The 12,501-nt window shown below is 47.8% G+C and carries 12 protein-coding genes; 5 read left to right on the top strand and 7 right to left on the bottom strand.

Annotated elements, in window-relative coordinates:
* Positions 1-170 precede the first annotated feature (170 nt).
* The 3 genes from H5336_RS09535 to H5336_RS09525 form a co-directional block, all read right to left on the bottom strand.
* Positions 171-1,097, bottom strand: coding sequence for a substrate-binding periplasmic protein (locus tag H5336_RS09535; RefSeq protein ID WP_185233599.1), 927 nt, complete (start codon positions 1,095-1,097; stop codon positions 171-173).
* A gap of 173 nt (positions 1,098-1,270) precedes the next feature.
* Positions 1,271-2,581: a dicarboxylate/amino acid:cation symporter gene (locus H5336_RS09530; protein WP_185233597.1), complete on the bottom strand. Its 1,311-nt coding sequence runs from the start codon at positions 2,579-2,581 to the stop codon at positions 1,271-1,273.
* Between the two features lie 17 nt (positions 2,582-2,598).
* Complete coding sequence (locus tag H5336_RS09525; protein WP_185233595.1) at positions 2,599-2,874, bottom strand: HU family DNA-binding protein; 276 nt, start codon at positions 2,872-2,874, stop codon at positions 2,599-2,601.
* Positions 2,875-2,999: 125 nt separating this feature from the next.
* Here H5336_RS09525 and ubiA point away from each other — a divergent pair, with 125 nt between their 5' ends.
* The 4 genes from ubiA to H5336_RS09505 all read left to right on the top strand — a co-directional run bounded on the left by ubiA (position 3,000) and on the right by H5336_RS09505 (position 7,602).
* Positions 3,000-3,899, top strand: a complete 900-nt coding sequence (ubiA, locus tag H5336_RS09520) for a 4-hydroxybenzoate octaprenyltransferase (RefSeq protein ID WP_185233593.1) — start codon at positions 3,000-3,002, stop codon at positions 3,897-3,899.
* Between the two features lie 248 nt (positions 3,900-4,147).
* The gene (phoB, locus tag H5336_RS09515) at positions 4,148-4,855 is read left to right on the top strand and encodes a phosphate regulon transcriptional regulator PhoB (RefSeq protein WP_185235704.1); all 708 of its coding nucleotides are present in this window, start codon (positions 4,148-4,150) and stop codon (positions 4,853-4,855) included.
* Positions 4,856-5,050: 195 nt separating this feature from the next.
* Complete coding sequence (phoR, locus tag H5336_RS09510; RefSeq protein ID WP_185233591.1) at positions 5,051-6,373, top strand: phosphate regulon sensor histidine kinase PhoR; 1,323 nt, start codon at positions 5,051-5,053, stop codon at positions 6,371-6,373.
* Between the two features lie 35 nt (positions 6,374-6,408).
* Entirely contained in the window at positions 6,409-7,602 is a 1,194-nt protein-coding gene (locus H5336_RS09505; RefSeq protein ID WP_185233589.1) for a GNAT family N-acetyltransferase, read from the top strand.
* Between the two features lie 175 nt (positions 7,603-7,777).
* Here the strand turns inward: H5336_RS09505 and H5336_RS23790 are convergent, their stop codons facing one another.
* Positions 7,778-7,999 (bottom strand): glycine zipper domain-containing protein, encoded by a 222-nt coding sequence (locus H5336_RS23790; protein ID WP_185233587.1) that lies wholly within the window; start codon positions 7,997-7,999, stop codon positions 7,778-7,780.
* 4 nt (positions 8,000-8,003) lie between these two features.
* Between H5336_RS23790 and H5336_RS09495 the strand changes: the two genes are divergently transcribed.
* A complete protein-coding gene (locus H5336_RS09495; RefSeq protein ID WP_221628017.1) occupies positions 8,004-9,350 on the top strand; it encodes a right-handed parallel beta-helix repeat-containing protein in 1,347 nt (448 codons plus the stop codon).
* Positions 9,351-9,526: 176 nt separating this feature from the next.
* Here H5336_RS09495 and H5336_RS09490 read toward each other — a convergent pair whose 3' ends face one another.
* Genes H5336_RS09490 through H5336_RS09480 form a run of 3 tightly spaced genes read right to left on the bottom strand, consistent with a single transcriptional unit; the run spans position 9,527 to position 12,447 of the window.
* A complete protein-coding gene (locus H5336_RS09490) occupies positions 9,527-10,534 on the bottom strand; it encodes a GDYXXLXY domain-containing protein (RefSeq protein ID WP_185233585.1) in 1,008 nt (335 codons plus the stop codon).
* On the bottom strand, positions 10,527-11,846 hold the full coding sequence (locus tag H5336_RS09485; protein ID WP_185233584.1) for a DUF2157 domain-containing protein: 1,320 nt from the start codon (positions 11,844-11,846) through the stop codon (positions 10,527-10,529). The genes H5336_RS09490 and H5336_RS09485 overlap by 8 nt, the downstream gene beginning before the upstream one ends.
* Positions 11,833-12,447, bottom strand: a complete 615-nt coding sequence (locus H5336_RS09480) for a DUF1287 domain-containing protein (RefSeq protein ID WP_185233582.1) — start codon at positions 12,445-12,447, stop codon at positions 11,833-11,835. The genes H5336_RS09485 and H5336_RS09480 overlap by 14 nt, the downstream gene beginning before the upstream one ends.
* Between the last annotated feature and the right edge of the window lie 54 nt (positions 12,448-12,501).

Below are 12,501 nucleotides of genomic sequence, written 5' to 3'. Positions count from 1 at the left end.
TGACTCTTTCTTTAGGGGAGTATAGAAGAAAGCGCTTGAGTTATTAGCGTAGTTAAGGCGATTTATCGGTTATGAAAGAAATTGGTCTAGCTTGGGTGACTGAAATAATGTTTAGGTCTTGAATTGCTTAACAGAATTACGCTGCAGACTGCTGAGCAGCGCTATAAAAATCAAGGAGATAAGTTTCTACTTATGGGTGTTTTGGGTATTTCGAGGGTCATTAAGTAGGGCTTGTCTCTTTCAAAAACTCCCTGGGGAAGATTGGTGTTCTCCAAGTAGAATATTTTTTTGTGAGGCATCAATACTAGTTCAATCGCTTCGTCGAAGTGTTCAGTTAGTAGGTTGTCGACTTCGCCAGATGCATAGAGACTTTTAATGCCTTGTTCTAGTCGTTTTGCTAAAACCTTATTTTTGAGAGTTACGTGGAAGTAATAGGGTAAATAACTGTAAATGGCAAAACGCTTTTCTATAGTAATGTTTGATTCTGCAGAAGAAAAAATAGCTTTTTCAGAGATGATTTCATGGGGGCTGCGCATCAACAGATCGAATCTGCCGGCTTCCAGCATTTTGAACATGCCCCGATAGGATGCCGCATAGACGATAGAAAGTTTATGATCCGTCAATATTTTTGCGGTAGACCAGCCCTGCCCCTGGCCGATTTTTAGCTGGCGTAAATCGTTAAGGTGCTGTACTTGAGCGAGTTTTTCTTCGCTTTTTTTCGACGCAAGAAATAGTCGATAACTGGCAAGGCCGCGAATCAGTGGGACCGGCACTATGTGGGTTTTACCTTCCCAGGCGATTTTATAGGGCGATAGGCCTACAGAAAGATTGTCGCCGGTTAGCAGCTCCATCATCATGCGTTGGCTGCTCATATGAAAGTCGGGTTTTACCAGCTCGTAGGGGCCAAATTCGTCTTCGGTTGTGGCAAGCGCTGCGCGCAGTAATTTCGCAAAGTAGACTTGCCGCGCATCGCCCGTGCCCATATCGGGCAGCGCCGTTACTCGCTCTATAGCGTTAGCGGATAGCGACAGCAGGAGGGAGCAGCATGCGAACAAATAAAATATAAACGGGCGTATGAAGCGATTGTTAGAATACATCTTGTCTGTAATACTCGGAAGACACCCCCTATTATACGGCTATTAGCTCAATTTCTTTATCTCCTTTTTGCAATGAGCATGGCAGCGATCAAATAATAGTGGGGGCCGAGGTTTGTTTTTTTGTCAGCCGTTCGGTTTTTGTACGACGACATTTTACGTTTCAGCTTTGTGGTTTAATTCTGAGGCTTGGGAAGGTTGTCGGTTATCGCAATAGCCGTTTGCTCTCCTTCGGTTCTTGCCACAAAAGTTGCACAGCAACTATCGCTGAACACGTTCACGGCTGTTCGCAACATATCCAGAATTCGATCGGTGACCAATAATAAACCAATGCCTTCTGCCGGCAAGCCAACAGCTGAGAGAATTACGGCGATTGCCACTAGGCTGGCGGCGGGTATACCGGCAACGCCAATGGAGGTTAATAGTGCGATGAGCACAATGGTAAATTGCGTAGCAAAGGTGAGGTCGAGGCCATAGGCCTGAGCGATAAACATAGCGGCTACACATTCGTATAGCGCTGTTCCGTCCATGTTAATGGTGGCTCCTAGGGGCAGTACAAACGATGTTGTGCGGTTGGAAACGCCCACATTCTTTTCCATACATTCCATGGTGATGGGCAGGGTGCCGGAGGAAGAAGCGGTGGAAAATGCGGTTAGCAGGGAGGGCGCCATGGCGCGAAACTGCGCTAATGGATTTACCCCGGCAACAAATTTGAGCACCAGTGGCATAGTGACAAAAACATGTATGCCCAATGCAAGCACAACGCAGATAAAAAAGATCATCATCGGTAAAAAAGATTCGATGCCCGTTTCGGCAATGGTGTTGCCCACTAGCCCAAAAACACCAATGGGTGTGAACTTCATAATGAACATGGTAATGCCCATCATGGTTTCGAAGATGCCCTGCCAGAAATTACTCAAGGTTTCTTTCAGTGGGTTGTCGATGCGCGTCATAAAGAAGCCGAACAATAAACCGAAGCAAATCAACCCCAGCATTTGCCCATCGGCGGCGGCTTTTACGATGTTTGGCGGCAGCATGCGGTGGAATACGGCGGCTATATCACCGGTGCCTTTGCCTTCAATTTTTTCCAGTGCCTGGCTAACCTGCTCGGTACTGCTTAGGTTTAAGCGGTCTTTGGCGGGTTCGCCGTCGATAATGCCGGGGGTGAGTAGGTTAACTACCAGCAGGCCGGTTAGAATCGCCATTAGGCTCGAGGCCATATAAAAACCCAGTGTTTTGCCGCCAAGTCGGCCGAGATCGCTGCCCTGCCCAAGCGTGGATACCCCGCTAATAATCGACGATAAAATCAGCGGAACGATGATCATCTTAAGACCGTTGAGAAACAGCTTTCCAACAAACGCCATGGACGATTGGATATGGGCTCCAGCGGCGATGTCGTTTGCGTTTAATTGGAAAACCATGAGGCCGCAAACAATGGCTGCGAATATGGCGATGAGAATTTGCCAGTGTAGAGGCAGCTTTAGCATCCTGAGCTCCTGGTGATTTATTGGTCGACGAGAGCGCGCAGTTTTGCGCTGGGTTTAAACTGCACCTGCCTTTTTTCTGGAATGTGCAGTGTTTCGCCAGTTTGCGGGTTTTTACCCGTACGGGCGGCGCGTTTTTTAGGGGTAAAGCTGCCAAAGCCCACAAGTGAAATTGATTCGTTGCGCGCGAGTGCATTGGTGATTTGTTCGAACAAGCTGGACACAGCGTCGTCGGCCTCGCGTGACGATAGGTTTGCGGCTTTGGCCACGGTTTGGATAAGGTCAGTTTTTCGCATTGTTATTTTACTGTGGGTAAAGGGTAGAATATTACCGTGATTACATGTGCATGATGTTCAAATGCATGACACCCATTCGGTGAGCACCTTCGCCGGGTCAATATAACACTATAAGCTCTCCATTCATGAATGCCCACTCGAACAAGCACACACTGCCGGCCTCACCGGGGAAACTGATCAGTTATTTTCGCCTGATGCGACTTAACCGCCCTGTTGGTATTTACTTGGTGCTGTGGCCAACGTTGTGGTCGCTGTGGCTTGCGGCAGAAGGGGTTCCGGACCTAAAAATGCTGAGTATTTTTGTTGCTGGTGTTGTGTTAATGCGATCGGCGGGCTGTGTTATTAATGATTTTGCCGATCGCAAAGTCGATGGTCATGTAAAACGCACGGCTGGCCGCCCGATAGTCGTTGGCCATGTGTCAGCTTTCGAAGCGGCGGCACTGTTTGTATTGCTGGCATTTAGCGCATTTGTGCTGGTGCTTTTTACCAACGAACTTACGGTCTATCTGTCTTTTGGTGGCGTTGCGCTGGCGTTTATTTACCCCTTTATGAAGCGCTACACCCACCTGCCACAGGTAGTGCTAGGGGCCGCTTTTGCCTGGGCGGTGCCGATGGCGTTCGCCGCTCAGGCGGGGGAGCTTAGCCCCGACATCTGGGTGTTGTACACCGCCGTCGTTCTGTGGACTGTGGCTTATGATACTTTTTACGCCATGGTCGATCGTGATGACGATATTAAAATCGGGGTGAAATCCACGGCCATACTGTTTGGCGAGGCTGACCGGGTAATGACCGGCGTTCTACAGTTTATGACGGTGATGGCGCTAGGTATGGTTGGTCAGAAATTTGAGCTGGGTTGGATCTATAGCCTCTCGGTTTTGCTGGCGGCTTGTTTGATGGTGTGGCAGCAGTTCCTTATTCGCAATCGAGAGCGGCAAGCATGCTTTAAAGCGTTTTTAAATAATAACTGGGTTGGTATGGTGCTTTTCGTGGGCCTGCTGTTGGACTACCAATTACTGCACCAATAAAGTTCAAATAGTGTGTTTTTGCTGTATTTCCCACCGAAAATACAGCAAATGCTAGAAAATCATGGCTTTGTTAGGCCGTGTCATAAAAGATTCACAAAACCTTTATTTAATTGGGGTTGATTCGGTGAACCTTCTATTCTCAAAAGATAAGCTTTTGTTGAGGTAGCATTTGAGAGGTCGCCGTTTAGTGCCGGTGATCAAGCTTTAAGGAGCATCGGCAAATGCCCAACAAGCAAGGTGAAACCTTCATGGTTGATAAAAAGATTCTTGTCGTTGACGACGAACGCGCTATACGCGATATGCTCCGGGTAGCGCTGGAAATGGCCGACTACACCGTGATGGAAGCGGGTGATGCTCAGGAGGCCCATAAGATCATCGTGGATGCCCGCCCAGACCTTATCCTGCTCGATTGGATGATGCCGGGTATTAGTGGTATAGAGCTGGCGCGACGTCTCAAAAGTGATGAGGTGACTCGGGAGATTCCCATCATTCTGCTTACCGCCAAAAGCGAAGAAGACAACAAAATCCAAGGGTTGGATCTTGGTGCCGATGATTACATTACCAAGCCTTTCTCTCCCCGTGAACTGGTGGCCCGTTTGCGCGCGGTGCTGCGCCGTAGCGATGCGCTGGCGAGTGGCGAACCTATCGCGGTAGAGGGACTTTGCCTAGACCCTGTTAGCCACCGGGTGACTATCAGCGATCTGCCGATACAGTTAGGGCCAACCGAATACCGGCTGTTGGAGTTCTTCCTTACTCATCAAGAAAGAGTATACTCCCGCAATCACTTGCTGGACTGTGTGTGGGGCGGCAATGTCTATGTTGAAGAGCGAACAGTCGATGTGCATATTCGACGTTTACGCAAGGCGATTCAACTGGGTGGCCACGACAGGTTGGTACAGACCATTCGTGGTGCAGGTTATCGCTTCTCCAATAAATTTTTGGTAACAACTGAATAACTGACAGCCGATTGATTAGAGGTTTCCTCAAAAGAAGTCGGGTAAAATTGCGGCGAGTAGAAGTGTCTACATAAATTGGAGTTTTGTGCGAGCTTAGTCAATTGGGGCCGTTCGCATACAACAGCTTAATTAACGGGCAGAGAATCGGCTAGGCTAAACTGGCCTTTTGGGTTGCCGAGTAAATAGAACCACTCCATGTTTCGAAAGGGTATAGCGACCGAACTCTGGTGGCTGATGGTGTATCTGTGCGTGGCACTGGCGATAGGCTTTATGCTGGGCGCTGTTTGGCCGGCCCTGTTCCTTGGTGCATTGGTGTATCTCGGCTGGATACTCTATCAAATTCAACAACTTGAAAAGTGGGTTACCGTCGTTCGGGTAAACGGTCTGCGAGACCATAAATTGCGCGGTATCTGGGGAGAAGTTGCTGAAGATATTGAGCTAATGATTAAGCGCGCGGATAAGGGCAAGCACCGTTTGCAACAGGTGGTTGCCCGTGTGCAGGACATGACGTCGGCACTCACGGATGGCGTTATCATTGTCGATAATGACGATAATATTGAGTGGTGCAACCGCTCCGCCGAGCGACAGTTTGATTTTGAACCTCAGGACATCGGCCGCAAGCTTACCAACTACATTCGTCACCCCACCTTTGTTAGTTACTACGACAGTGACGAGTACGAAGAGCCTTTAGACTTGCCCTCCAAGCATCATGAAGGCGAATTTCTGCAATTTCATATACACCGTTTTGGTGAAGGCGATCGTTTAGTCATTGTTCGCGATATTACCCGTGTCGCCAATCTTGAGCGCATGCGCAAAGACTTCGTCGCAAATGTCTCCCATGAATTACGTACACCGCTTACGGTGTTAGGTGGCTATCTGGAAACGATGGTTGACGCCGCCGATAACCTGCCGCCGACTTGGGCGCGCGCATTGGATCAAATGCGTGATCAGACCAAGCGTATGACCTCATTGATTACTGATCTTCTCACGCTCTCGCGGCTTGAAACCGAAGACCGGCAAACCGGCCAAGAGCCGGTGAGTTTGCGGCCATTAATCGAACAAATTATTGCGGATGCGAAAGTGCTGAGTGGGGACCACCAGCATGTGTTCAATGTTGATTGTGAACCCTCCATTCAGCTTGTTGGGCAAGAAAATGAGCTTCGCAGTGCGTTCGCTAACCTGGTGTATAACGCGGTGAACTACACACCGGATGGGCGTGAAATCTCTGTGGATGTAGAGCTCACTCCGCTGCAACTCATAGTAAAAATTAAAGATAACGGTAATGGTATTGAACCCCGTCACTTGCCACGGTTAACCGAGCGTTTTTATCGTATAGATGAGGGGCGTTCTCGGGAGTCGGGTGGCACTGGCCTCGGTCTTTCAATTGTGAAACATATTCTTATGCGGCATGATGCGGAGCTGAGAATTCGCAGTAAAATGCACAAGGGCAGTACCTTCTCCTGTCATTTTCCGTTAAAACGTTTTACCAATAGTTCGGTTGAACAAGTACACTCCTGACCTCCGATATTGATGGTTCAGAGGGGAAGGGTTAATTGCAGATACAATTTCTAACATCCATCCTCGATTGCTCAGCCAGTGAGTGGGACGCGCTTTGGCCCCTTGCTTACCCCTTTACAAAACATGCCTTTCTTGCAGCACTTGAAACTTCGGGAAGCACAACAGCTGAAACCGGGTGGCAGCCCGCGCATGTGCTAGTACGACAAAATGGGCAGGTTGTTGCTGTTATGCCGTTGTACCAAAAAAGCCATTCATACGGAGAGTATGTGTTCGATTGGAGCTGGGCCGACGCCTGCCAGCGAGCGGGTATTCAATATTACCCCAAACTGCTGTGCGCAATACCCTTCACGCCGGCCACCGGGCCAAGATTAGGTTTTATAGCGAGTTTAACTACTGCACAAAAGCAAGAGGCTGTTCAAACTATTGAGCAGGCCGTGCAAGAAAAGCTGGAGCAGTTGGGGGGGTCGGGTTTTCACTGTTTATTTCCCTCCGCAAAAGAGCGGCCATTATTTTCTAACGAAAAATACGCCCAGCGACAGGGGTGCCAATTTCACTGGTTTAACGCAAACTTTGAAAGCTTTGATGATTTTTTGTCGACGTTTAATTCGCGTAAAAGAAAAAACATTAAACGTGAACGTCAAAAAGTTGTGGCGCAGGGGCTATGCTTTAACATGCGACTTGCCGCTGAATTGAATAGCGACGACTGGAAAAGCTTTTATCTTTTGTACCAGCGGACTTACTTTAAACGCAGTGGCCACCAAGGGTATTTAACCGCTGATTTTTTTCAGCAATTGGCAAAAGCCTTACCGCAGCAAGTGCTGTTGTGTAGCGCGCATAAGCATAATCTAGACAGCCCAATGGTGGCCGGCGCTCTCTACCTTAGAGACAGCAGCACACTTTACGGTCGCTATTGGGGTACGCAGGAAGATCTTGATGGCCTGCATTTCGAGACCTGTTATTACCAGGGTATTGACTACGCGATAAAAGAAAAATTGCAGCGTTTTGACCCTGGTGCTCAGGGAGAGCATAAAATACAGCGTGGGTTTACGCCGGTTAAAACCTGCTCCTATCATTGGTTGAAAATCCCTGAATTACACAATGCGGTGAAACACTTTGTAGTGGAAGAGCAGCAGCACAATAACGCCTACTGTGAAGATGGCAGGCGTTATTTGCCGTTCAAAGAAGGGTGTAATGTTGTGTCTAGTGAAAAATTACTTGAGAACTTTTGATATAAGTCTAAGCGTGCTTTTTGTGATGGTGATCGCCGTTTAATTGGTTTGGTTTTGTGGTGTTTTTAGAACAAGATAATCGTAAAAATGGCCAAATACTAGGCGTGGTGTCTCGACATTTTAAGTTTCAAGCCGTATTTTGGTGGGCTCTTTAAAGCCTATTGCTGGAGTATATTCAAATGGCTATTCGAGTCGCCTGTTTTCTTTGCTTTTTCTCTATTTTGACAGCCTGTGGTGGAGATGGAGATCCTGCCAGTTCGACTCCCACAGCAGCGCCTACAACAGCACCTACAACAGAGCCCACAGCAGCGCCTACAGCAGAGCCCACAGCAGCGCCTACAACAGAGCCCACAGCAGAGCCCACAACTGCACCTAATGGAGACCGGGTAACCAGCATAGTTTTGAGCGCTAGCAATATTGACGACGGATTACCGCAGCAGATAGAGGCGGTAGTGAGCCCCTCGAATGCGGCTAATCCTAGCGTAAGCTGGAGTGTGGACGATACCAGTATTGCCACCATTTCGTCAGATGGTGTGATTACGCCCAAAATGGATGGGGCCGTAACGGTTACCGCCATGGCTCTGGATGGTTCCGAAACTACGGATACCGTGGATCTCACTATTCAGTTACTGGGTTCAGTGGTTGATAGTGAAAGTGCAATTCTTTCGGCTTTATCCGGTGCTTCGGCGGGCAGCATCATTTATATTCGCGGTGGTAGCTATCAGTTCAGCTCAAAAATCTCACTCAGTAAAAATGGCAGTAGTAATTCTAAAATAGGCTTGCGAGCATACCCCTACGATAGCGAAAGACCGTTGTTTGATTTTTCTGCGATGTCTGAGAATTCGAGCAATCGTGGGTTAGCCTTATCCGGGGACTATTGGCATATCTACGGTATCGATGTGTATAAGGCGGGCGACAACTGCTTAAACATCAGTGGCGATAACAATACAGTGGAATTTTCCACGTTCTATGAATGTGCCGATACCGGATTACAGTTAGGTAATGGTGCTAGCAATAATCTTATATTGAACAGTGACTCCTATTTTAACGCTGATTCTTCTAATGAGAATGCAGATGGGTTTGCGGCAAAACTCGACGTAGGTACAGGTAATAGATTTGTTGGGTGTCGCGCATGGAACAACCTAGATGATGGCTGGGATGGTTATCTGCGGCCTGTTGATGGTATTACCACTACCTATGAAAATTGCTGGGCCATTGATAACGGCAAAAACAAAAGCGGTACAGTTGGGCTTGGTGACGGCAATGGTTTTAAAACCGGTGGTAGTGATACCAAAGACCTGAGTCATAACGCCATCTATAAAAACTGTATCGCTGCGGGGAATGTGCACGACGGTTTTGACCACAACAGTAATCGTGGTGAGGTTACCTTGTTGAACTGCGCTGCACATAGTAACGGTCGCAATATTAATTTTAGTAGCAGCAATATTGCCGCATCGTTAACCATTAAAAATACTGTTTCCTTTAGTGGTAGCAGTAGCGATAGTCTGAATGCTACGATGAAAGACATTACCTTTAATAGTTGGCAAAATGGCCTTTCCGCCAGCAGTGCAGATTTTGAAAGTGTTGATACGCAATTGCTAAAAGCCCCGCGTAAAAGCGATGGTAGCCTGCCCGATATTGATTACTTAAAGTTAAAGGTTAGCAGCGATTTGATTGATGCGGGTGTGGATGTAAATTTGCCGTATAACGGTAGCCAGCCAGATGTTGGAGCCTTCGAAAGCGACTAGATGGCGTGAAGTCTTGTTGTTTAAGGTAAATAAAAACCGTTTCTATCATTGGTTAAAATCCGTGAGTTACACGTTACTTTGGGGTAATTTGCACGGAAAAAGAGCGAGGATATTAACGCCTACTGTGAACCAGTTAGGCGTTATTTACTGTTTAAGGCGGGCTTTGAACGATATCGCTAGTCAATATTTCCGGTTGTTCGGAATGCGGGTGTATTCATAAAGCCCTGCCAAGCGTTGTCCGCTAATGGAGCCGTATAGCGCAGCCGATATCTTCGCCAAAGATTACCCTCCCCCATTTCAATTGTATTGCCTTTCTTATCCATAAAATGCCAACGGGGCTTGCTCATGTCTATTTCGACGGTGTGATTTTCGCCCGGTGCAAGGCTGATAAGTTGAGCCGTTTTTTTGGCATTTTCTGTGCAGCCAGTGTCGATATTGACCTTGGATTGGTCTTGGTCGACTTGGCTTAGAGAAAAATCACAGTCGTCTCCTCTGGTAGCAAAAACCAAAGCCTTGTTAGACACGTTTTCCAAAGACACCAGAATCAGCGGGCTGATAATAGCATCACCTTCACTTGAGTTGCTGGCCCTGGGGGTTGCTCTTTCAAAAGATAATTGAACGCCAATATTACTCCAGCGGTGATCACCAATAACCGCCGTGCCGTCGTCTCCTAGAGCGATTTTCATTTCTACCGGAACTTGCAAGCTGTTGCGGCTACCCAGTGTGGCTTCCATTTCTTTGCCTTTACCCTGTTGCACAAAATATTGCTCAATACCGAATTTAGCGTTGAGATGCGTTGGATTCGGCTGCCGGGAATAGGCTTTGGTTGTGATCCGCCCCTTGATGGCAAGTTCATCGTTGGTGGGAGAGTCGGTAAAGTGATTAACGAAATAAACCTGGTCATCTTGAGGTTTTAACACGCCGTAAATAATGTCGCCTCGACGGAATTTGGCGAACGGTTTTTGTCCGTGGTACTCGCTTATAGAAATGCGGTTAAAGTCATATTGTAAACGTACAAAATCACCCCGGAAGGGGTCGCGTGGGTCTATGGGGGCTGAGCGCAAATAAACGATATCACCCTTGGCTAGAATGAATTCTCGTTTGCCGGCCATTACCAGTAATACCAATAATTGTGCAGCAATGGCCACAATGATGAGCTTGCGTATAAGTGATCGACTAATCATTTGTAGCGCCTCCCTGCTGTTCGGCCAATTGTTTTTGTCGGGAATAGTAAAGGCCAATACCAAATAGCATGGCACCAACTACCAAGAAGGCCATGCCTCGCCACAGAAGGCTGTCGAATAAATCCATGAACCGGGCAAAGGTATAAGACGCTAGCATTAGCCCGCCTAATGTTGTGGACTGCCAGCGCAAGTAGCGGGTGCCACGGTAAATTAACACGATGCTGTAGGCGAGAAAGAGCAGGCTGTAGATTATCCAGGCAATGCCGTAAAGCCCTAAAGACGAAAACGCAGAAATAAAAGCGATGTAGCAGGTGGCTGATACCAGTAGTATTTCTATTAAGTCGATTTTATCTTCAAGTGCATGGCGAAACCGAGCGAGCACAAAAAAAAGAGCCGTTGATAGCAGTACAATAGGCAAGCAGTAATAAAGCCAGGTTAGTGTTGTAACCTGCGATATGGGTTGGGCAAAAAAAGCATCGTCAAATTCCGAAAAGGAAAAAATAAACAGTAGTACGGCGAAAACGCTGACCCCGACAAAACGAATAATGTTCTGACTTTGCGGGAAATATGATTTACTGGCAAGGAAAGAACCGATAATCATACTACCGCTCAGGGCTATCATCACATTGAAAAGCGTTTCTTCGTTGCTGTCGGCGACTATGATATAGGACGCACTGTAGGAAAAAATGGTCAGGCAGCAGGTGAGGAGCACTGTGCCGCGTGAGCGAAGCCTCCAGGCTAAGGGAAGTATCGCCGCCAGTACTAGCCAAATAGCGAAGTGGTTGCGGGAGTGGAACTCAAAAACTTCAAACCAGTGCCATAAAAAAACTAGCCCTAGCGCGAGAATAGTGTGACTAAGGGAGGGTAGTAGCCAGGCGATCAGTAAGGCCCCCAGCGCCCAGACAAAGAGTGCGTTGGGGTAGTGTTCGTCGATATGGTAAACCTGCGCGACTAGCCAGATACCGGCACCGAATAACATGGTGCCGAGGAGGTGCAGGCTTTCCCCCACTTTTTTATGAGCCGATTGGTCGTGAGAATAATAAAAACCAATGCCGTGCGTGATGGCAACGGACAGCAGCACAACCCCTAGTTTGGTAAAGCGGTGCATATCCTGCCAATTGTAGGCAAACACCAAAATAATGCCGAGGCCAAAAATAACCGAGCCAATACCGGCAAACACAATTTTTCCCCAGTTGGTATCCGCCTGATAGGGGTAAAGCGTAGAGATTTTATTCGCTTGTTCGCTATCAATAATCCCTTGATTCAGCCAAAGCTCTACTTCGCTTAGCAGCCACTTTCTATAGTTGCTCATTAGGTAATTCCTTTGGTGCGAAACGGTAGTGGCCGGTGATGGTGAAGCTGAATAGGTTGTCGTCCATTTTAGGACCGCTACCAATATTATGAACAATGAGCGGGTTGCCGCTGATAGAGTCGTTTTGATTTGCCACAATGCCAATATGTGGAAGGTTGCCGGGTAGCATCCAGGTTACCAGATCTCCGGGCAGATAGTCTTCGGGCTTGTTGCTGAGTGAAAGTGACTGACCGTTGCGGGTAAAAAAAGTTTGCAGATTGGGTACGCGGCGATGGTCTATATTGGTGTCGGGTTTATTCTGCCCCCATATTCGTTTGGAGGGGTAAAGCGTAAAGTGCCGGCGTATATCTTCGTGCACGAGCTGCTGTAAATCGATGCCAAGTTTACGGTAACTACGAATAATAACGTCGGTGCAAACACCTATGCCGGCCTCTACATCGCCGCCGGGGTAGGCGATTTTGCGATAACGGCCATCGTACACAATAGTGTGTTGCGTACGTTCGATGGCCGCTAGGGATAGTTGTTCAGGGAAAGTTTGCGCGTTGCTGCTATGGCTAAACAGGGTAAGGTAAATAGCTGCCAGAATCGTTTTATTGAGCATTATTATCCCTTGACGTGTGTGGGGGGCTAGGTATTGAAGTTGAAAATGGAGTTT

Origin of the sequence: Teredinibacter franksiae (assembly GCF_014218805.1) — a bacterium.
Taxonomy (GTDB): Bacteria; Pseudomonadota; Gammaproteobacteria; order Pseudomonadales; family Cellvibrionaceae; genus Teredinibacter; species Teredinibacter franksiae.
Note: the sequence above shows the minus strand (reverse complement) of the source record. Positions and strands in the feature narration are given on the sequence as shown.